General features: G+C 73.9%; 22 protein-coding genes. 10 read left to right on the top strand and 12 right to left on the bottom strand.

Going from position 1 to position 20273, the window contains the following annotated elements; genetic code table 11:
• Positions 1–100 precede the first annotated feature (100 nt).
• Complete coding sequence (locus ACIHCM_RS32450; RefSeq protein ID WP_399903937.1) at positions 101–1417, bottom strand: ATP-grasp domain-containing protein; 1317 nt, start codon at positions 1415–1417, stop codon at positions 101–103.
• Between the two features lie 200 nt (positions 1418–1617).
• Between ACIHCM_RS32450 and ACIHCM_RS32445 the strand changes: the two genes are divergently transcribed.
• Complete coding sequence (locus ACIHCM_RS32445) at positions 1618–2955, top strand: glycoside hydrolase family 26 protein (protein ID WP_399903856.1); 1338 nt, start codon at positions 1618–1620, stop codon at positions 2953–2955.
• A 31-nt stretch (positions 2956–2986) separates the two neighbouring features.
• On the opposite strand, the gene ACIHCM_RS32440 is transcribed toward ACIHCM_RS32445, so the two are convergent.
• Genes ACIHCM_RS32440 through ACIHCM_RS32400 form a run of 9 tightly spaced genes read right to left on the bottom strand, consistent with a single transcriptional unit; the run spans position 2987 to position 12810 of the window.
• The gene (locus ACIHCM_RS32440; RefSeq protein ID WP_399903853.1) at positions 2987–4093 is read right to left on the bottom strand and encodes a GNAT family N-acetyltransferase; all 1107 of its coding nucleotides are present in this window, start codon (positions 4091–4093) and stop codon (positions 2987–2989) included.
• A complete protein-coding gene (locus ACIHCM_RS32435) occupies positions 4090–4752 on the bottom strand; it encodes a lipopolysaccharide biosynthesis protein (RefSeq protein ID WP_399903850.1) in 663 nt (220 codons plus the stop codon). The genes ACIHCM_RS32440 and ACIHCM_RS32435 overlap by 4 nt, the downstream gene beginning before the upstream one ends.
• Positions 4752–5915 carry a glycosyltransferase gene (locus ACIHCM_RS32430; RefSeq protein WP_399903848.1) on the bottom strand — a complete coding sequence of 388 codons (1164 nt, stop codon included), beginning with the start codon at positions 5913–5915 and terminating at the stop codon, positions 4752–4754. Before ACIHCM_RS32430 ends, ACIHCM_RS32435 begins: the two co-directional genes overlap by 1 nt.
• Positions 5915–6670 (bottom strand): polysaccharide deacetylase family protein, encoded by a 756-nt coding sequence (locus tag ACIHCM_RS32425; RefSeq protein ID WP_399903845.1) that lies wholly within the window; start codon positions 6668–6670, stop codon positions 5915–5917. The genes ACIHCM_RS32430 and ACIHCM_RS32425 overlap by 1 nt, the downstream gene beginning before the upstream one ends.
• Positions 6654–8360: a lipid II flippase MurJ gene (locus tag ACIHCM_RS32420; RefSeq protein WP_399903842.1), complete on the bottom strand. Its 1707-nt coding sequence runs from the start codon at positions 8358–8360 to the stop codon at positions 6654–6656. Before ACIHCM_RS32420 ends, ACIHCM_RS32425 begins: the two co-directional genes overlap by 17 nt.
• Positions 8357–9721 carry an O-antigen ligase family protein gene (locus tag ACIHCM_RS32415; RefSeq protein WP_399903838.1) on the bottom strand — a complete coding sequence of 455 codons (1365 nt, stop codon included), beginning with the start codon at positions 9719–9721 and terminating at the stop codon, positions 8357–8359. Before ACIHCM_RS32415 ends, ACIHCM_RS32420 begins: the two co-directional genes overlap by 4 nt.
• Before the next feature lie 6 nt (positions 9722–9727).
• A complete protein-coding gene (locus tag ACIHCM_RS32410; protein WP_399903835.1) occupies positions 9728–11158 on the bottom strand; it encodes an exopolysaccharide biosynthesis polyprenyl glycosylphosphotransferase in 1431 nt (476 codons plus the stop codon).
• Positions 11155–12321 (bottom strand): glycosyltransferase family 4 protein, encoded by a 1167-nt coding sequence (locus ACIHCM_RS32405; protein ID WP_399903832.1) that lies wholly within the window; start codon positions 12319–12321, stop codon positions 11155–11157. The genes ACIHCM_RS32410 and ACIHCM_RS32405 overlap by 4 nt, the downstream gene beginning before the upstream one ends.
• A 48-nt stretch (positions 12322–12369) precedes the next feature.
• Positions 12370–12810 carry a hypothetical protein gene (locus ACIHCM_RS32400; RefSeq protein ID WP_399903829.1) on the bottom strand — a complete coding sequence of 147 codons (441 nt, stop codon included), beginning with the start codon at positions 12808–12810 and terminating at the stop codon, positions 12370–12372.
• Between the two features lie 230 nt (positions 12811–13040).
• Between ACIHCM_RS32400 and chpG the strand changes: the two genes are divergently transcribed.
• The 8 genes from chpG to ACIHCM_RS32360 all read left to right on the top strand — a co-directional run bounded on the left by chpG (position 13041) and on the right by ACIHCM_RS32360 (position 18096).
• Entirely contained in the window at positions 13041–13280 is a 240-nt protein-coding gene (chpG, locus tag ACIHCM_RS32395; RefSeq protein ID WP_399903826.1) for a chaplin ChpG, read from the top strand.
• A gap of 262 nt (positions 13281–13542) precedes the next feature.
• The gene (locus ACIHCM_RS32390) at positions 13543–14313 is read left to right on the top strand and encodes a hypothetical protein (RefSeq protein WP_399903823.1); all 771 of its coding nucleotides are present in this window, start codon (positions 13543–13545) and stop codon (positions 14311–14313) included.
• A 146-nt stretch (positions 14314–14459) separates the two neighbouring features.
• Positions 14460–14741 carry a hypothetical protein gene (locus ACIHCM_RS32385; protein WP_399903819.1) on the top strand — a complete coding sequence of 94 codons (282 nt, stop codon included), beginning with the start codon at positions 14460–14462 and terminating at the stop codon, positions 14739–14741.
• A 217-nt stretch (positions 14742–14958) separates the two neighbouring features.
• Complete coding sequence (locus ACIHCM_RS32380) at positions 14959–15459, top strand: DUF5949 family protein (RefSeq protein ID WP_399903816.1); 501 nt, start codon at positions 14959–14961, stop codon at positions 15457–15459.
• Complete coding sequence (locus ACIHCM_RS32375) at positions 15459–16070, top strand: vitamin K epoxide reductase family protein (RefSeq protein WP_399903813.1); 612 nt, start codon at positions 15459–15461, stop codon at positions 16068–16070. Before ACIHCM_RS32380 ends, ACIHCM_RS32375 begins: the two co-directional genes overlap by 1 nt.
• Positions 16071–16180: 110 nt before the next feature.
• On the top strand, positions 16181–16693 hold the full coding sequence (locus tag ACIHCM_RS32370) for a hypothetical protein (RefSeq protein WP_399903810.1): 513 nt from the start codon (positions 16181–16183) through the stop codon (positions 16691–16693).
• Positions 16694–16823: 130 nt separating this feature from the next.
• Positions 16824–17246, top strand: coding sequence for a tyrosinase family oxidase copper chaperone (locus tag ACIHCM_RS32365; RefSeq protein ID WP_399903807.1), 423 nt, complete (start codon positions 16824–16826; stop codon positions 17244–17246).
• Positions 17230–18096, top strand: a complete 867-nt coding sequence (locus ACIHCM_RS32360) for a tyrosinase family protein (RefSeq protein WP_399903804.1) — start codon at positions 17230–17232, stop codon at positions 18094–18096. The genes ACIHCM_RS32365 and ACIHCM_RS32360 overlap by 17 nt, the downstream gene beginning before the upstream one ends.
• A 151-nt stretch (positions 18097–18247) precedes the next feature.
• Here the strand turns inward: ACIHCM_RS32360 and ACIHCM_RS32355 are convergent, their stop codons facing one another.
• Both ACIHCM_RS32355 and ACIHCM_RS32350 read right to left on the bottom strand, forming a co-directional pair.
• Positions 18248–18532 (bottom strand): chaplin, encoded by a 285-nt coding sequence (locus ACIHCM_RS32355; protein WP_399903801.1) that lies wholly within the window; start codon positions 18530–18532, stop codon positions 18248–18250.
• A gap of 101 nt (positions 18533–18633) precedes the next feature.
• Positions 18634–19032 (bottom strand): winged helix-turn-helix transcriptional regulator, encoded by a 399-nt coding sequence (locus ACIHCM_RS32350; protein ID WP_399903798.1) that lies wholly within the window; start codon positions 19030–19032, stop codon positions 18634–18636.
• A 182-nt stretch (positions 19033–19214) separates the two neighbouring features.
• On the opposite strand from ACIHCM_RS32350, the gene ACIHCM_RS32345 reads away from it, so the two are divergent.
• Positions 19215–20060, top strand: a complete 846-nt coding sequence (locus ACIHCM_RS32345) for an SDR family oxidoreductase (RefSeq protein WP_399903795.1) — start codon at positions 19215–19217, stop codon at positions 20058–20060.
• The last annotated feature ends 213 nt before the right edge of the window (positions 20061–20273 follow it).

Raw genomic sequence — 20273 nt, 5'->3', positions numbered from 1 at the left:
CACCCCTGGTGCCGGAGACCCCGGCCACCAGGTCCACGAAGTGCCGGCGCCCCGGGCGACGAACCACCGTCGCCCGGGGCGCCCGCACGACCGGGGGCCCTCAGCGGCTCCCCGCCTTCTCGTCCTTCTCGTCGCCGCCGAACCCCGAGGCTCCCAGGGAACCCGGCACCTCGACCGGGCCGGGCTCCACCGGGGGCGCCTGACGGACCAGCGGGACCCGCGGCGGGGCCACCACCGTGGCCCGGCGCCGCAGGCGCCCCCGCAGCCGGCGCAGCACGTGCCGGGACCACAGGGCGCTCATCGCGAGACCGGGGGCGAGGTCGTCGCGGGCGTGCCAGGCCAGCTCGCGGCCGCCGGCCGCCGGGCGCAGCGCGGTGAGCGGGGCGTAGTTCTCGACCACGAACGCCCGGCCCGGCCGCGGCGCGCCGTCCGGCAGTTGGCGGTGGGTCAGGTCCAGGTGCGCGGCGCGTACGACATCCAGTCCCGCGCTGTCGGTGAAGAGCCGGAACTGGGCTCCAGGACGCGGGTTGAAGTCGAGCAGGTGGTAGCGCCCGGTGGCGCCGCAGCGGCGGAAGTCGAGGTCCAGGATGCCGCGGTAGCCGAGCTCGCCCACGAGGCGCTCGGCGAGCGCCTGCACCTCGGGGTTGGGTGCCCACTCGCCGACTGCCGTCAGGCCCGCCGCGCGCGGCCAGGAGTGCAGTTTGCGGCCGGGACCGCCCGCACGGACGGCGCCGGAGCGGTCCGCGTATCCGTGGAAGAACCAGTCCCGGCCGGGGCCCGGCGGCAGGAACTCCTGCAGCAGCAGCGGGCTGCCCGCTTCCCCGGAACGCTCGTACAACTCCCGCGCCTCCTGGGTGGAGCGCACCAGTGCCGTGCTGCGCAGGCCGGTTCCGGTGCGCAGCAGCCACGGGCGGCTCCACTTCGCCACCACCGGCAGCCCGAGCCGCCAGGCGGCCGCGGCCGCCTGCTCGGCGCTGCCGGGCACCGTCGTGCGGGGGTGCGGCAGGCCCAGCGCCGCACAGACAGCGGCCAGTTCGGCCTTGTCGGCGACGCGTTCGGGCAGTCCGGCGGGCGGCGCGGGGAGCAGGTAGGCCGGCGCGAGGACCTTGTCCAGCCGCCCCACCGCGATGGCGCCGGCGTCGTCCATCGGGATCAGCACGGCCGGGCGCGCGATCCCCGCGGCGACCCGGAGCAGCGTGGCGGCGATGTCGTCGAGGGAGGCGTCCGGTCCCGGCGGCGGATGCAGTCGGCGTACGAAACGGGACGTCCGGACCGGGCTTCCCGCGCAGTCGGCGACCACGTGCACGTCCACCCCCGCCCGGCCGAGCGAGCGTACGGCGCCCAGGGTTCCGTGGTGAAAGGGATTCCGGTCGATCCGCAGCAGAACAGCGGGGACGCGGGTGTCGAACAGCGACACGGCGGTCATTCCTTCGATCGTTGACCCGTGCGGGCTAGCGGGGCACTCGCACGCCCCACGCGCACTGGCGGAATTCACACTGATATGACTGAGTGTCAGTAACTGGGACAGAAATCCATCGGAAAACACGTCACCGTCACAGTCCACCGAAAAGAACGTCAGCTGAGGGACAGCACACGAGAGTGGAGAGAGGAGCGGTCATGGCCGCAGAGCAGCGCCGGGGCCGGCCCCGGCGGCTGGCGTGCCTCGCGGCGACGGTCGTCGCGTCGGCCGTCCTGGCCGCCGGTCCCGGATTCGCCCTGGGCCTAGGGGTGACGGCGGTCGGCGACCCGCCGGCTCCCGCGCCCACGACACCCACGCGACCCGCGACACCGACGGCGGCCACGACGTCCGGGCCCGGAGCCGGCACCACCCCGGCGACGACGGCTCCGCCCGTCCCGGCCGCCTCCCAGTCGCCGGCCGCACCGCCGGCCGGGCCGGCCAGGCCGCCCGTGCGGGAGTTCCCCGCCTTCGGTGCCTATCTCCACTACGCCGAGCGCGGCGTGGCCCGGATCGCCGAGCTCAGCCGCTGGCTGGGCGGCGCCGACCTGCGCGTCGGGCACACCTATCTGCCGGGTGACCGGTGGAGCAACATCGAGGGCGCGCCCGACTTCCTGGAGTCGTGGGCCGACTGGCGCAACGCCGAGGACGACCGGATGTTCGTCCTGAACGTCCCCATGCTGGAGCGCAACGAGGAGGGAGTCCCCGACCACGAGGTCAGGGCACTGCTGCGGCGCGGTGCGGCCGGCCACTTCGATCACCACTTCCGCAGGCTCGCCGAGCGGCTCGTGGAGCTGAAGGTGCCGGACACGGTGATCGTGCTCGGCTGGGAGATGAACGGCATCACGTACACCCATCGCTGCGGGCCCGACCCACAGGCCTGGAAGCAGTACTGGAACAACATCGTCACCACCATGCGTGCGGTGCCGGGCCAGAAATTCCGGTTCGACTTCACCCCGACGCGCGGTCGCGACGCCATTCCCTGGCCCCGGTGCTATCCGGGGGACGACACGGTCGACATCGTGGGAATGGACGCGTACGACCAGCCGGCCGGACTGTCCTTCGACGAACAGGTGAAAGAGCCCTACGGACTCCAGGAACACGTGGAATTCGCGAAGGCACACCGCAAGGAGATCTCTTATCCCGAATGGGGCCTGTTCCGCAACGGTGACAACCCGGAGTACATGCGCCGCATGCTCGCCTGGATGGACAAGCACAAGCCGCTCTACAACACCCTGACCGACTACTGCCCGCACGGCGTCTGGCAGTGCGACGACAACCCGAGGTCCGCCGCGGTGTACCGGGCGCTGCTCACCGGCCGCACCGACGCACCGGCCCCGCAGCCGACGCCGACCCCGCAGCCCACACAGCCTGCTCCGACCACGCCGCCCACCACACCCCCGGCCAGCTGCTCGCCGCTGCACCTGGGCGACTGGGTGGAGCACTGGCTCGGCGGAAAGCTGTGCATGCGGCTCGACTGGTGGTCGCGCCCGCAGTGACCCGGAGCGCCGCCGGTGGCGGCAGGCCCGTTCAGGACCTGCCGCCACCGTCGCGCTCCTTCCGCCGGCGCAGCACCTGCTTGCCCCGGCGGCGCATTCCGGCATCGGACACCGCCGCCGCCAGCAGCGGTGCGGTGCGCCGCCGGGCGAGCAGCAGCCTCTGATTGACGACGGTCTCGGGACGCCAGTGATGCTTGTACGGCTCGTCGCCGCGCAGCAGGCTCAGCGTGCTGAGCCCTTCCGCGCAGGCCTGCTCGGCGCAGGCCTCCAGCAGCATCGCCGCCACGTCCACCTTGTGTTCCCGCAGCGTCGGGTGGGCGCCGTACAGATAGCCGCCGCTCAGCCACCGTGACATCAGCGTCAGATCGACGGTCACCACCTCGCCGTCCAGCCGGAACTCGGTGACCACCGCGTCCCCGGTGCGCACCATCTCCGCCACCGCCCGCACCAGGTGGTCGCGGAACCGCGGCCGCAGATGCTCCGACGTCACCTTCCGCCCCTGCCACTGCAACCGGTGCAGCTCCAGCAGCCGCCCCAGTGCCCGCTCCACCTCGTCCGGCTTGACGGCACTCCGCTCGACGCCCATCGCCCGCAGCCTGCGGAGCTTGGCGCGAGCCCGCTGCTGGGACTTGGACGGCAGCCGGGCGACGAGGTCCGCCATCGGTCCGGCGGGCAGCTCCAGGCACAGCGAGTCGCTCACCCGGTGCCGTGGCCCGTGCCACCGCTCGTACACCCGCTCGGCCGCGCCGCCCGGCCGGACCTCCCGCAGGTCGATCAGCGCGGTGCGGGCCGCCCTCGCGAGCCCCTCGGTGAGCGCGGCCAGCGCCCCCTCCCCGTGCTCGTCGTCCAGCAGCACGTCCCCGTAGTCGGAGATCGCCCCGCCCAGCAGCACCAGCGACGGCAGTGGACGTGTCACCCGCATCAGGGGGGCCGCCGCGACGAGTTCACCGCCCGCGTGCACCAGCACCAGCCGCAGCCGCCCGGGGCTGCCGTAGGACAGCCACCAGGAGTGCAGCCAGGCGTGGCTCTGGAACGGTGTCGCGCCCGGCGACCTGCCGTACAGCCGTCCCCAGACGGGGGCGAGCGCGGCGAAGGCGGGCTCCTCGGTGACGACTTCCGCGCGGTACGACGGCTTCACAGCGCCCCATGCGCGTCGACGGCGACGGACGGCCCCGGCACGGAGGCGGCCCGCGCCGAGTCGCCGGCGCCGGCGCCGCGGCGGGGCCGTACCAGCAGGGCGAGCCCCCCGAGCAGTCCGCCCGCGCTCGCGCCGACCATGCCGGTCACGGTCGCGGAGGGGGAGGACGGCTCGGTCGGCTTGGTGGCGCGGGCGAACTGCTGGAGTTCCACCTTGGTGGCGTCCGCGGTGTCGTCCGCGTGCCGGGTGAGGGCGCGGGCCACGGCGTTTGCCATGTCGGCGGAGAGACCGGGCCGGGAGGAGGTGGCGGTGATCGCGACCATCGGCGCGTCCGGCGAGGTCGCCGTCCGCACGCTGTCCTTCAGCGTCCGCACCGGTACGCCCGCCCACATCTGCGCGTCCCCGAGCACCGCGACCTGCGTGGCGACCCGGCCGTACGCCTGCGCGAAGCCCAGCGCCGAGGCCGGGTCCGAGTCCTCGGCCGGGACGGCGACGACGTAGCTGGTGGCCGTGTACGTCGGTGCCTTCAGCGCCCCGTACGCGCCGCCGAGCAGCCCCCCGGCGACCACGCCGGCCGCGATCAGGCTCCACGGCGGGAGCGTCCTGAAGCGGGCCGGCGGGCCGGCCGGGCGGTGCTGTCCATCGGGGTTCTCGGTCATCACGAACTGACTCCCTGGGGTGACGGTGACGAGGGCGCCGCCTCACGCGGGGCGGCGAGCGCGGTCGCGTAGACATCCATGAGCCGGGCCGCGCTGCGGGTGACGCTGTAGTGCCGGGCGGCCTCGGCGGCCGTGCGGGTCCGCGGTCCGGCCGCCCGGGCCTCGGCGACGGCACGGGCGAACTCCGTGGCGTCGCCGGTCACCCGGCGGGCGTGGGGCGCGGTGTGCGGGGGCAGGTCCTCGATCGCCGGGCAGGAGGCGTGGACGACGGGCAGACCCGCCGCCAGCGCCTCCACCACCGCGAGCCCGAACGCCTCCTCGGCGGACGGCGAGAGCAGCAGGTCCATCGCCGCGGTGAGGGACGGCAGGTCGGGTCCGGGTGAGCCGTCCGGGACGTAGGGACGTTCGCCGGTGAACAGCACGCGGCCGGCGACTCCCGCCTCGCGCGCGGTACGGCGCAGCACGTTCTCCTCGGGGCCGCCGCCGACCAGCAACAGCCAGCAGTCCTCGGGGAGCTGGGCCAGGGCCTGCACGGCGAGGCCGAAACGCTTGCCGGCGGTGAGCCGTCCGACGGCGCCGATCAGAAACGCGTTCTCGGGCAGGCCGAACCTCTGGCGGGTGCGCTGCCGCCGCACCGGGTCGAAGCGGAACCCGGCCAGGTCGATGCCGTTCGGCACGACCTCGATGCGGGCGGCCGGGACACCCCAGCGCTCCAGCCGGGCGGCGACCGTGGGGGAGACGGCGACCGTGGTACGGCCGAGGCGCTCACTGGCGAGGTAGAGCCCCCGCACGCCGGCCGTCAGCGGGCGGCCCTCCATCTGGGAGTCGCCCAGGGAGTGCTCCGTCGCGACGATCGCCCTGACCCCGGCGAGGCGGGCGGCGAGGCGGCCGTAGACGCAGGCGCGGTAGAGGTGCGTGTGCACCAGGTCGTAGCCGCCGGAGTGGATGAGGCGGGTGAGGCGCGGCAGGGCGCCGAGATCGCGGTTGCCGCCCATGCCGAGGTGGGTGACGCGGACGCCGTCGGCGATCAGGCCGTCGGCGACCGGGCCCGGGTTGGTGAGCGTCACGACGTCGCACGCGGCGGGCAGATGCCGCAGCAGCAACCGCAGCTGCTGCTCCGCGCCGCCGACGCCGAGGCCGGTGATGATGTGCAGGACCCTCATCACACGCCCTCCACCGCGCGCCTGCGCAGCCCGTGCAGCCGGTACTTCAGCAGCAGGCGCACGGCGGTGTCGTTCTGCCCGATGTGCAGCCGGGGCAGGGCGTACCGGCCGGAGAGCGGGCCGGGGTCGATCGCGCAGGCGTATTCGTACCCGGCGTCCCGTACGGCGTCGGCGGCACGCCGGTCGACCGAGCCGTACGGGTAGCAGAAGCCGGCGACCGGAGCACCGGTCAACTCCTCGATCGCCACCCTGCTTTCGACGGTCTCCACGGTCAGCGTCACGTCGTCGGCCTTCGTCAGATCGACGTGCGTCAGCCCGTGCGAGCCGATCTCGACGCCCTGTGCGGCGGCGGACCGGATGCCGTCGGCGGTCAGCAGCGGCTTGCGCGGGCCCAGCGGGTCCCAGGCGTTGTTCCCGCCGAGCCGGCCCGGCAGGACGAACAGGGTGGCACCGCAGCCGTGCCGCCGCAGCACCGGAAGGGCCACGTCGACGAAGTCGGCGTACCCGTCGTCGAACGTCAGCCCGACCAGGCCCCGGTCCTCGCCCCGGGCGCGGGCGGCGAGCAGTTCGGCCACGGACACGCCGCGCAGCCCCCGCCGTCGCAGCCAGCCGAGCTGCCGGTCCAGGCGGTCCGGGGAGACGGTGATGCGGTAGGGGTCGTCCGAGCAGTTCCCCACGGAGTGATACATCGCCACCCAGGGGACCGGGGCCGGGGAGCGCACGGCACGCGTGCCGGTGTCAACGGGAACGGACATACGGAAGCCTCCGGGTCGCGGAACGTACGGAACGCAGTGCGGACACGACTCCCCGCTCGCCCAGCGCCCGGCCGAGCAGGACGAAGACGACGGTCACGGTGAGACAGCCGAGGACCAGCCCGGGCAGCGGCGCCTCGAACCTGCTCGCGACGAAGGCACCGGCGACGGTCGCGGCGAAGGCGGCGCCGAGCGGCCGGGCGAGGTCCGCGAGGACGTGGCGGAGGCGGAGGGAAACGACGTTGCGGGCGGCACGGGCGGTGCGGCCGTCCGTGCCGGGGCGCGCGCTCCTCGCGCGCGCCCCGCCGAGCAGCAGCGCCGCCGTCAGCGTGATCCCCGCCGCGTTCGCCGCGGCGATGCCGCTCACGCCCCACAGCCCGACCGTGCCCGCCCCGGCGGCGGCCGTCGCGGCGATGCCCGCCGTCATCGCGGCCAGCGGGTACCAGTTCGGGCGGCCGTCCGAGAAGTAGGTGCGCACCAGGGCGCCGACCAGGGTCTGGCCGAGCAGCCCGAGCGCGTACACACGCATGACCTCCGCCGTCGCCGCCGTGTCCCGCGCCGTGAACGCGCCCCGCTGGAAGAGGAGTTCGACGATCTGCGGGGCGCAGGCGACGACCGTGGCGGCGCCGAGCAGCACGATGCACGCGGCGAACGCCAGGTCCCGCTCGACCCGGTCGCGGGCCCGCTCGCCGTCGCCGTCGGCCAGCGCCCGCGCGACCACCGGGAAGGTGACCGTGCAGAGCATCAGGGACAGCGTCATCGGGATCTGCGCCACCTTCTGGGCGTAGTTCAGATGCGAGATGGCCCCGGGGTCGAGGTGCGAGGCGATGAACCGCTCGATCAGGACCTGCGACTGACGGCACAGCGCGAACAGCAGCACCGCGCAGACCAGCGCGAGCCCCACCGGGCGCTGCGGCTCACCGGCCTCTGCCGTCCCGCCGGCGCTCTTCGTACGCAACTGCCGCCACAGCGCGGGAAGCTGGACCGCCACCATCAGGCAGCCGCCCGCCGCGACCCCGGCCGCCGCCGAGCGCACCCCCCAGTGCCCGCCGAGTACGAGCATCGCCGTGATGATGCCCGTGTTGTAGGCGACGTAGATCGCCGCCGGCGCCAGGAAGCGGCGGTGCGCCCGCAGCGCGGCACTGCAGTACCCGGCGAGCCCGAAGCTGACCACGCAGGTCGCCGTGATCCGGGTGCAGTCGACCGCGAGCCCGGGGTCGGGCAGGCCGGGGGCGAGGGCGCCGACCAGGAAGGGGGCGCCGACGACGACCAGCCCTCCGGCGGTGATCAGGGCCAGGGAGAGCCGGGGCAGGGTGGCCGCGACCAGGGACCGCACGGGGTCGCCGGGCGCGCCCTGCGCCCGCCGGGACAGCGCCAGGCTGAACGCCGGGATCAGGACGAGGGCCAGCCCGTCCTCGATGAGCAGGGTGGCCGCGAACTCCGGCACCGTCCAGGCGACCAGGAAGGCGTCCGTCTCGCTGCCCGCCCCGAACAGCCGGGCCAGCGCCTGGTCCCGGCCGAGGCCCAGCAGCGACCCCGCGACGGAGAGCGCCGCGGTGAGCAGGGCCGCCCTGGCGAGGAAGCCGCGCGCCTCCGGGGCCTGTCCGCGGCCGGCGTCGGCGTGTGGCGCGTTGCGTGCGCCGGGCACGGTGGGCCGCGCGGTCCCCGGGGTCCGAGGGGGCGTCATGTTCATCGCGCCGGTGCCCCCTCCGGGCGCCGGGCGGCGCACCCGCCCACCACGTCCTGCGCCGGCGTCTCCTCGGTGCGCCCTCCGGCCAGCGCCCACCAGGCCGCCAGTCCGAAGCAGAGTGCCGTCAGCACGGTCGAGGGGCCGCCGATGTCGGCGTAGCCGAAGTCGGTCAACTGCCAGATCAGCAGCCCGCACGCCACCAGCGCGCAGTCGGGCGCACGCCCGCCCGGCCGCGCCTTCGCCCGGACGAGCCCCCGCACCGCGCACACCAGCAACGCGAGCCAGCTCCCGGCCAGCGCCAGCAGTCCGATCAGCCCCTGCTCGCTGAGGACCAGCAGATACATGTTGTGCGGGGACAGCAGCGGCTGCCTGCGGAAGGCCGCGCCCGCGCCCTCCGTGTCGCTGGCCGCGGACAGCGCCACCGAGGCATGGGTGTCGCGGTACTCGGGGAAGCCCTTCAGCCCCACACCGGTCAGCGGCTGTTCGCGCCACATGCCGGTGGCCGCCGCCCACATGGTGTACCGGTCGGTGACCGACTGGTCGGGCGCGGCGGTGACCTGCGTGATGCTCGCGATCCGCTCCTGGAGCAGCGCCGTACCGACCCCGAAGCCGCCGACCAGGACCACCGCGGCCGCCACCGTCACGGCGCCCGCCCGCAACGCCTGCCGCATCCCGGCCAGCGCCAGCTGCGCCGCGCAGGTCACGGCGGTCGCGATCCACGCGCCCCGGCTGAAGGACAGCGCGAGCGGCACCAGCAGCGCCAGCGCGCATCCGACGGCGACCAGCCGCTGCCGTACGGACGCCACGCCGAGCGCCAGCCCGACCGCGCACACCACCCCGAACGACACCACGCTCGCCATGCCCATGATGTCCTGCGGCCCGAAGGTGCCGACGGCCCGGATCGGCTGTCCCTGGTACGAGGCGCCCGTGCCGGTCACGTACTGGTGCACGCCGACCGCCCCCTGCCACCCCGCGAGGGCCACGAGCGACCAGGCCAGCAGCCGGAAGTCCGCCCGGTCGCGGACCAGCAGCAGCACGGCGGCGGGCACCAGCACGAACACCTGGAGATAGCGGCCCATCCCGCTGATCCCGGCCCCCGCTGAGACCGCCCCCGCCGCCGCCACCGCGAGCCCCACGACGGGCGCCCCGAGGACCACGGCGGCGGTACGGGACAGGGGGCGCCGCCGCTGCCGCAGCAGCCGTACGGCACAGAAGCCGACCACCAGCGCGGAGAGCGCGTCGGCCGGGGTGGCGCCCCCGTCGCCGCCCGGCGCGACCGGCAGCCCGACCAGGGCGACGAGGGCCACGAGGGGCAGGACGGGGGAGAGCGCCCGGGTCCGCACGGCGGGCAGAGCGAGACTCATCGGCGCTCAGCTCCCCGTCGCACGGACGAGCGCGGCCGCCGTGCGCAGCAGGATGCAGATGTCCTGCCACAGCGACCAGTTGTCGATGTACGCGTTGTCGAACCGGGCCCGGTCCTCGATCGAGGTGTCCCCACGCAACCCGTTGACCTGCGCGAGCCCGGTGATCCCGGCAGGCATCCGGTGGCGGGCCGCGTAGCCGGGATAGGCCTGGCTGAACTGGGCGACGAAGTAGGGGCGTTCGGGGCGCGGCCCGACCAGGCTCATGTCGCCGCGGAAGACGTTCCACAGCTGGAGCAGCTCGTCCAGCGAGGTGCGGCGCAGGAACCGGCAGAACCACGGCATGTCGTGCTCGTTGGCGACGCTCCACCGGGTCGCCGCCTCGTGCTCGTCGACCGGGCGGTGGGTGCGCAGCTTCAGCAGCGTGAAGGGCCGGCCGTCCTGGCCGATCCGCTCCTGCCGGAACACCACGCCCGGTCCCCCACCGATCCGCAACGCCAGCGCGCAGGCCAGCAGCAGCGGGCTGACCACCAGCAGCAGCGACCCGGACACCAGTACGTCCAGCGCCCGCTTGCCGGGGTCGGCGCGCCGCCCGGGGCCCAGCTCCAGCCGCCGGCAGGCGTACCCGGCGAGCTGCTCCCGGGCCTCGTAGGACGGCGAGTCCGCGTCCAGCTCCCACACCGCGCACCCCGACCCGGCGAGCCACCCCAGCAGCGGCCCGTGCTCGGTCCGCGCGGTGGGGTGGACGACCAGCACGTCCCGGACGCCGTTCTGGATGAGCGCCCGCTGGACCTCCTCGCCGGTCGTCAGCACCGGCAGCCCCTCGGTGCCGTCCGGGTGATCGGCGACGATCCCCACCGGCCGCACCCCGCACCGGGGGTGCCGCAGTACGGCGGCGGCGACCCGCTGCGCGGTGTCGACAGGCCCGACGACCAGCGCGGCGCGCGGCTGCCGCAGCAGCGCCAGACGTCGCCGCCAGTGCACCAGCGCACGACCCGCGCAGCCCGCGGTGGTGTGCAGGGCGATGCCGAGGACCAGCGCGCCGGCCGGCAGCGCCTGCTGCGGGGCGGAGGCGGCGACCAGCGCGGCGAGCGCCAGCCAGGCCACCGCGATCCGGCCGCACACCGTGGGCAGTTCGTCCAGCACGCCCTGCCCGCGCCGGGGCGGCCGGGGCGGACGCAGCAGCAGTGCCGCCGCGACCAGCAGGCCCACCAGGACCGGCCGGTTCAGCGTCAGCGCCGCCGGCGTGGCCGCGCAGAGATCGGCGAGCAGCAGCGGCACCGGCGAGTCGGGCCGGACCGCGCGCCGCGTGGCCCGGAAGCGGAACCCGGCGTCGCCCCTGCCGGGCGCGGGCACGACCGGGACGGCCGGGAATCCGTGGTCCCGTGTCTGGGCGCCGGGGGAGGGGACCGTGCTTTGCGCAGTGCTTTCCGCAGTCACGAGTGGATGGACTCCCTGTACTCGGTGGGCGCGGCGGGCGCCGCCGTCCCGCTGCCGAGGAGCGCGCGGTACACGTCCGCCATCGCCTCGGCGGCATGCTGTACGTCGTGTCCGGCCAGTACGTGCCGGCGGCCCCGGTCGCCGAGCGACTCGCCGAGCGGCGGGTCGAGCAGCAGCGCGGTGACCGCGTCGGCCAGCGCGGGCGGGTCCTCCGGCGGCACCAGGCAGTGCGGTACGAGTGCCGGCGGCAGGCTCTCCCGGGCGCCGGCCACGTCCGTGGTCACCACGGGCCGGCCGCAGGCCATCGCCTCCAGCGGGGCCAGCGCCATGCCCTCCCAGCGGGACGGCAGCACGACCAGGTCGGCCGCCTGGTACCAGGGCAAGGGGTCGGCGACCGCCCCCGCGAAGCGCACCTGCTCCGGCGCGCGCAGCCGTTCCCGGTCGGGCCCGTCGCCGACCAGCACCAGCCGTGCCCCCGGCACCCGGCGGACCACCGACGGCCACGCGGCGAGCAGGACGTCCTGCCCCTTCTGCCGGCACAGCCGCCCGACGCAGACCACCAGCGGAGCCCGCGGACCGGTGTCCGTAGCCGGCGAGTTCCGTACCGTGCCCGCGGCCGGACGGAAACGCCCGGTGTCGATCCCGTTCGGTACCACCGCCCACCGGGCGCCGATACCGGCCCGTAGCCCGGTGCGGCGCTCCGCCTCGCTCACGCACACCGTCCGGTGCGCCCAGCGCGTCCCGAACCGCTCCCACTTCAGCGCCAGCGCGGCCGTCGCCCCGCCGACCGCCTCGAACGACCAGGCGTGCGGCTGGAACACCGTGGGGATCCGTCCCCGTACCGCGATCCGCCCGGCCAGCCCGGCCTTCGCGCTGTGCGCGTGCACCAGGTCGGGCCGCACCTCGCCGACCAGCCGCGCCAGCCGGCTCACCTCGCCGGCGAGCGACGCCCCGGGCGCGCGTGTGGCGTGCCAGGACCGTACGTCGGCCCCCAGCCGCCGGAGCCTCTCGCTCAGCCCGCTGTCCGGGCAGGCGACCGAGACCCTGAGCCCGGCCGCGAGCTGGGCCCGCGTCAGGTCCGCGACCACACGGGCGACGCCGCCTTCGACGGGCTGCGTGACGTGGAGGACCCGTGGCCGGGGGTCGGTGGCTGGCTGGTGCATGACGCGGTTTCCTCGCTCACGGATGACGCTGGACGGCGGGTACGCGCCTCACGGCCGGATGTCGGCGGCGACGAAGAGCACACCGGCCCAGGCCGCGTCCCGCTGGGAAACGAGGCGGCAGGCCGACTGGTTATCGTTTGATCGGAACCCCGTCGGGAGATCGAACACGTCCGGGTCGTGCCCGACCGTGTTCGCGTACGACGGCACTCGCCCACCTGCCGCGCCGCTGATCGTTGGATTCAGCACGTCATCGGCGACGTCCGCGGTATCGGAGACCGCGGCCCCGGACACCGCGAGCGCATCACCGGTATGACCGCGGTCACCGTTGCGGGTGAACGGCCCGATGGTCGCGAGGTTGACGGGGGATGGGCCGAATGCGCCGTCGGCGGGGCGCGGGGCGGCCGTCCGGGCGCTGGGTGCCCGGGTCGCAGCCAGGGGGAGGACGCACACCGTCGCACGGCGCGGCAGCGAACCCGGGGAATTGCGCATGGCCGGCGGTGCCCTTTCGAAAGGCGGGCTACTGGGGTGCGTCGGACGGTCCGTCACTCTAGTCGCTAACGTGACGGACTATCAGAAATCAGACATGTGTGTCGGAATCGTGAACACGGCTCCCGGGCGGGATCACCTCTTTGGCGGCACAACTCCCGCGCGTGCCGCGCGTTGACACAGCGCCGGGCACCCGCCCGGATGTTTGTGTCAACCCCAAGGAGCACCTCTCCATGTCGCGTATCGCGAAGGGCCTGGTCCTGACCTCCGTCGCCGCCGCCACCGTGGCCGGCACCGCCGGCGTGGCCGCCGCCGACAGCGGCGCCCAGGCCGCCGCCGCCCACTCCCCGGGCGTGCTGTCGGGCAACGTCCTCCAGGCTCCCATCCACGTCCCGGTCAACGTCTGCGGCAACACGGTCGACGTCATCGGACTGCTGAACCCGGCGTTCGGCAACGAGTGCAAGAACGACTGACGTCGCCGCACATCCCCGGCCGGCCGCTCCTCCCGCGCGAGGGCGGCCGGTTCGCCATGTCGTGCCGTGCCCGGCCCCCGGCTCCATGGCCTGCCTCTAATGGGGGCAGGTCCCCGGTGGCCGGCGCGGGGTGCTCGATGTGCCGTTCACCAGCGGGGATACGGGGCGCGCGGTGGTCGCCCAGGGCGTCCGCACGGTTGCGAGGCGTAAGGGTCACTCGCACGGTGGATGAGACCCCGATGCACCATCGAAAGGAACGCTCATGCGTGGTCTGCCCGCACGGCGTCTCGCGTCCTCCGCCCTCAGCGCCGCCCTCGTCCTCGGCATCGCCGCGCCCGTGGCCGTGGCGGCGGACCACGACCCGGCCCGCTCGCACACCTCCACCCCGGTCCCGGGCGCGGACGAACTGCTCCCCCAGATCGAGTACCTGGCCGGCCTCGACACCGTGTTCACCCCGGTGGCCGACCTGCTCGACACCGTCCTGACGGCCGAGGGCGGTCAGCTGTCGGAGAGCCAGGCGGCCGAGCTGAACGCCTCGGTACAGGAGGCGATCGCGGAGTACCTGGCCGGGATGCCGGTACTGCCGTCGTCCGCGGCCTCGCCCACGCCGTCCGCCGAGCTGCCGCCGGCCCCCAGCGCTCCGGCCGCTCCCGCCACGCCCGCCGCCCCGTCGGAACCCGCGGCGCCCTCGGCTCCCGCCACGCCCGCCGCCCCGTCGGCCCCTGCCGCTCCGGTGACGAACCTGCCGGCCACGACCGTTCCCGCGACGACCCTGCCGGCCCTGGTCGACGACGACATCGACATGCCGTCCGCCGATGTCGGCATGCCGTCAGCCGACATCGACGAGGAGACGGTCACCGAGCTGGAGAAGCTGATCGACCAGCTGCTCGAATCGGCCACCTCCGGCACGGTGACCCAGGTGGTCCAGGCGGCCACGAGCGTGCTGGCCGGCCTCGTCGACGCTCTCACCGCCACGCTGCTGGGCGCCGGACTGACCGTCCCGGCGGTCCCGGCGGATCCGGCCGCCTCCTGACAACACCGTTGCGCAGGACGCGATTTCGGCAGCCATAACGGCTGTTATATGAGGAAGCGGAACGCCGTTTCCGCTCCTTCCGGGAATCGTTGGGCACGGCGTCAGAATGTCCCTCGGCGACGCGAGTTGCCGACGAAAGGAACACGATGAAGTCCCTGAAGGCTGCCGCTGTCGTTGCCGGGTCCCTGGTCGCCGCGAGTGCCGCCGTGCCCGCGTTCGCCGCCCACAATCCCGCCGACCTCACGCCCACCAGCCTCAACGGCGCCGTGAACACCATCACCAAGGGCCCCATCGACGTCATGCCGCTGAAGCACCAGTCGGACGCGCTCAACACCGAGAACAAGGAATCGGTGCTCAGCTCGGTGAAGGAGACGACCACCACGCTGAACAAGAGCGGGCTGCTGGGTGGGATGCCGGCGCGGCGCTGACGTCCGCGGGGTTCGCCGGGGGCGCCGCCGGACGCGCGCTCCCGGGACGGCGCTGCGCCGTGTCTCGTCGAAAGGGCCGATTCCGCTTACCGCCGGAATCGGCCCTTCGTGTCATCCCCGCGGGCGCGTCCCTCGTTCGGGTGGACACCGTGGGGGCTCTGGTCCGCACGGGTGAGAACCCGTCAGCCCGGCTCCGGCGCGTGGATAAGGTCGCGCGGTGACCACAACCCCCAGCGAAACCCGCCCCCTCCACCCCGCGGACCTGGGCACGCTCGTCATCATGCCGTGGACCGGAAAGCTCGAGGACGGCAAGGACCTGCCCTACCTCCTCGCCTGCTCCAGAGGGGACGCCCCCGACGGTCCCGAGGCCGCGAGCGCCGCCGTCGAGCGGCTGCTGAACGACGCCGGCCTGACCCTCGGCACCGATGTCGTCGACGGCGGCACCCGGCCGAGCCTCCCGGTCAGTCTGCTGGTCGTGGCGGGCCAGGCCGTCGTCACGATGCCGCGCCTGAACGCCCAGTGCATGGTGCCGCCGGAGTGGCTGGAGGCCGTGGCCAAGCGGGGCTACGCGTACCTGCTGTTCACGGCCCGCCCCTGGGCCGAGGCCCAGGTCGGCAAGGCCGTCACCCCGGACGCGCTGCGCGCGTTCGTCCTGTCCGAGGAGACCGCGCAGGCCTCCGTGCATCTGCTTCTGCCGGCGCGCAGCCTGCGCCAGTGATGGCGCGCGCCGGGCAGCACGCGCGGCGGGCCGGGGCCACGGGGGCGGGCCGGGGGTTCGCCCTGCTGCTGGTGGTCACGGGAGCGGCGGGACTGCTGGCCTCATGGGTCATCACCCTGGACAAGTTCAAGCTCCTGGAGGACCCCGGCTTCACGCCGGGCTGCAGCCTGAACCCGGTGGTCTCCTGCGGCAGCGTCATGGAGAGCGACCAGGCAGCGGCGTTCGGGTTCCCCAACCCGATGCTCGGCCTGGTCGCCTACGGCATCGTGATCTGTGTCGGCGTGAGCCTGCTGGCCGGCGCGGCCTTCCCCCGCTGGTACTGGCTGGCCTTCGGAGCGGGCTGCCTGTTCGGCGTGGGGTTCGTGACCTGGCTCCAGTACGAGTCGCTGTACCGGATCAACGCACTGTGCCTGTGGTGCGCGCTGGCATGGGCGGCGACCATCCCGCTGTTCTGGTACGTGACGTCGTACAACGTGCGCGGGGAATTCCTGCCCGCCCCGCGCTGGTTGCGGACGTTCTTCGACGAGTTCACCTGGCTGCTGGTGCTGCTGCACCTCGGAATTGTCGGAATGCTGATTCTGACGCGATGGTGGGACTTCTGGACGAGCTGACCCTCGTATTACTCCGGCAGTCGGGGGAAATGTGCGCTGGTGCGGTTTCCCGGCTCGTTACTCGGTACGCACGCACAGCTCGCCGAATTCCGAAAGGGACCGCATCCGAGATGAAGTCGACCACCCGAGGAACCCTCGCCGTAGTGCTCACGTGTGTGGCGGCCGCCGCGACCGGTGCCGCCACCGCGTCCCCCGCCGCGGCGGTGCCCGTCCCCGTGCCGCTGGAGGGTGCGGAAACCGCACTCGGCATGGAACTGCCTCAGATCGGCTTCCAGCTTCCGACGCCGAAGCCGGGTGTGCCCGACGGGCCGCGGTACGTCGAGGGCCGCCTCCTCCCCGAGCGGACGCTGCCGCAGGTGCCGGTCAACAGCGCGCTGCCCGGCGCGGACGTGCGCGCGCCGCTGCCGCGGCTCCTCGGTGACGACCACGACCACGTGGGCGTCTCCGCGCCCGCCTCCGACCTGCGCACCCTGTCCCCGGGCGTGGACGTGGACGCCCCGCTCACCGGCCCCAGCCGGGACCACTTCGGCATGCCGGAGCCGAAGCTGCCCGAGGTCGGCGTGCTGGCACCCGTGGCGCAGGCCATGCCGGGCGCCGAACTGGTGATGGGACCCGGCCTGTAGCGGCGTGACGGGGCGTCCCGGGCCCGGGCGGCGGAGTCCGGTCCCTGGGCCGTCCGGGGAGCGACGGTGACCGCCTGGGGTGCTGCGCGGTTACTCCGGTACGACAACCGAACCGGAGGAGGAGCCCAGGATGGTCGGCGGCGCAGTGGCTGTGGGTGCGGAGGGCAGCGGCACGACCGCGAGAGCGGGGTCGGCGCCCGTACGGGGATCACGGCAGGACCTCGGGTGGGGCACGCGGCGGGCCGTCGTACGGGGGCTGCTGGCGTCGGCCGCCGTCCTGGCCATCCCCGCGTGCGACCCCGGCGGCCTCGCCGGCGCGGCGCGGGACGAGACGTACCGCGGGCGGCGGATCCGGGTCAGCGGGAACCGGGTCACCGTGGACGGCCGGCCGCTGCACCTGATGCGCCGGGCCGACGGGACCTGGCTGAGCATGATCGACCACTACTGCTCGTACCCCACCCCCCTCGATGCGGCACGCGCGGCCGTCGACGAGCTGGGTCCGGAGGTGCGGTTGCCGCTGAGGGAGGGGGACCACCATGGCGTACACGCGTAAGGACGTCAGCACGCTGACGGCGGGTGAGAGGCGGCGGTTCGTCAACGCGCTGCTGGAGCTCAAACGCCGCGGCGAATACGACGAGTTCGTGCGGATGCACATCGCGTACTACGTCTCCGACGGCGAGAACGGCCTGCGTACGGCACACATGGCGCCGTCCTTCCTGCCCTGGCACCGCCAGTTCCTGCTGGAGCTGGAGCGGGCGCTGCAACGGCAGGACCCCTCGGTGACGGTGCCGTACTGGGACTGGACCCGCGACCGTGCGGCGACCTCGACGCCCTGGACGAACGACCTGCTGGGCGGCACCGGACGGCGGTCGGACCGGCAGGTGACCACCGGGCCGTTCGCGTACGCGGAGGGCCGCTGGAGCATCACCGAGAACGTCACGGACGTGCGGTTCCTGACCCGGGACCTCGGCAGGTCCCGGGATCCGATCGCGCTGCCGACGAAGAGCGACGTGGAGTGGGCGCTGAAGGACCCGGTCTACGACGTCCCGCCCTGGGACTCGACGGCCGGCAAGGGCTTCCGCAACAAGCTGGAGGGGTGGGGCACCGGGCGGGGCAGCGTCTCCTGGCGGAACCACAACCGGGTGCACCGATGGGTCGGCGGGGCGATGGTCGGCGGAGCCTCCGTCAACGACCCGGTCTTCTGGCTCCACCACGCCTACGTCGACCTGCTGTGGTCACGCTGGCAGGCGCGGCACCGGGTGCACCGGTACCTGCCCGCCGGCCCGCTCGGCCCGGGCGATCCGCAGCGCGGGCGCGTGGTGGCGCGACACCAGCCCCTGCCGCCCTGGAATGTGACACCGGATCAGCTGGAGGACCACGGGCGGTTCTACCGCTACGGCTGAGCCCGACCGGACACGGGCGAGCCCCGGCGCTCGGGGGTGCCGGGGCTCGTGAGGCACGCGTGGCACCTCGGGGCACTGCTCGATACCTCGTGGAGCACTGGCCGGTACCCGGGTGAGGTGCTGGTCAGTGCCCCCGAGGCGTACGGCTGTCTCAGTTGCCGTAGGCGGGGGCGGCCTTGTCCTTGGCGCCGCTCCCGCCGTTGTTCTCGCAGGTGTTGCCGAAGGCCGGGTTCAGCAGCCCGATCACGTTGACGGTGTTCCCGCAGACGTTGATCGGCACGTGGATCGGAATCTGGACGACGTTGCCCGACAGCACGCCGGGCGAGCCGACGGCCGCACCCTCGGCACCCGCGTCCGCCATGGCCAGACCGGCCCCGCCGAGGACCATGGCACCCGTGCCGAGGGCCACTCCGGCTGCCTTCGCGATGCGCGACATCACGTTCTCCTTATTGACTCGGTGAGTGCGGCAGCAGGACGTGCCGCCGACTCCCCGTTCAACGCGGCCGACCGGGCAGGGTAACGGTGATCATCTACGGATCACCCTTTTTGAACAGGCACTTCACCGTCGAACTGCCGCCGGGCCCGCTCCACCTCGGCCAGGTTCTCGGCCGACCAGCGGGAGAGCGCGGCGAAGACGGGGGCGAGGGTGCGGCCGAGTTCGCTGATCTCGTACTCCACCCGGGGCGGCACCTCCGGGTGATACGTGCGGATCACCAGCCCGTCACGCTCCATCTGGCGCAGGCGCTGGGTGAGGACCTTCGGCGTGATGGTGCCGACAGTGCGCTGGACCTCGACGAAGCGCTGACGGCCGTACTCGTTGAGCGTCCAGAGGATCGGTGTGGTCCACCGGCTGAAGACGATGTCCAGCACGGGGGAAATGGGGCAGGCGAGCTCCGGTTCGCTCCGCCGCCCGGGCTCACCGGCGACGCCTCCCATGGGGTCCTCCGTGGTGGTCACTGGGGTTCGGGGCACTAAGGGTCTTCAGGCTGTTCAGGGTATTCAAGGTATTCAGGCCGGGGTACTCAGGATACTCACTATCTTCTAGGTACCTACTATACGCAGGATGCTAGCTTCGGCGACGTACCGATCAACACGCTTTCGGACGTGGGGAGTCACTCATGATCGTCGTAACCGGAGCTTCAGGAAATGTCGGCCGCCCCCTGGTGAACGCTCTCGCGGCGGCGGGTAGCAGGACGACCGCCGTCACGCGGGGCCCGCTGCCGTACGCCCTGCCGCCCGGGGCCGTCCACCAACGCGCGGATCTTGCGGCTCCGTCGAGCCTGGGACCGGCTCTGGAGGGAGCGGAGGCGCTCTTCCTCCTCGTGGCCGGGGGCCTGCTCACGGGCGGGCCGGCCGCCGAGGACCTGCTGAAGACGGCGGAGTCGGCCGGTGTACGGCGGGTGGTCCTCCTCTCCTCCCAGGTGACGGGCACCCGCCCGGAGGCCGCCTCGCACGCCCGGCTGCGGGAGTTCGAGGAGGCGGTGCGCGCCTGGGGCCGGGAGTGGACGATCCTGCGCCCGGCGGGTTTCGCCTCGAACACTTTTGCCTGGGTCGAGACGGTCCGGGCCACCCGCACAGTGATCGCACCCTTCGGGGACGTGGCACTGCCGGTGGTGGACCCCGCGGACATCGCCGAGGTGGCGTCAGTGGCGCTCCGGGAGGACGGCCACACAGGCCGCGCCTACGAACTCACCGGCCCGGCCGGTGTCTCGCCACGCCGGCAGGCTCAGGACCTCGGGGACGCGGTGGGGGCGGAGGTCCACTTCGTGGAACTGACGCGCGAACAGGCCCGCGAGCAGATGCTCAAGTTCATGCCGCCGGCGGTGGTGGAAGGCACGCTCGACGTCCTGGGCGAACCACTGCCGGCGGAACGCCGGGTGAGCCCGGACGTCCAGACCGTCCTCGGACGCCCCGCGGGGTCGTTCGCGGGGTGGGTGGCGCGGCACGCGGGAGCCTTCGGCTGAGGGGCCGGGCGGGGCGGGGTGGGTCGCTGAGCCGGCGCTCGTCAGGCCCGCTGCGTTCCTCAGGCCCTAGGGCTCCTCACGCCCCTCGTGCCCCTCCGGGATTCTTCCCCGCCCTCTTCGTCACCCACTTCAGGCAGCACCAGCGGGCAACCGTGGCCACGGCGAGGGATGCGAGAACGGCTCCCCAGTCGATGACGTGCGGCAGCCCTGGGA

The organism is Streptomyces sp. NPDC052023 (genome assembly GCF_044548465.1).
Lineage (GTDB): Bacteria > Actinomycetota > Actinomycetes > Streptomycetales > Streptomycetaceae > Streptomyces.
The sequence above is the reverse complement of the archived record's forward strand: the minus strand, read 5'-3'. Positions and strand labels throughout refer to the sequence as shown.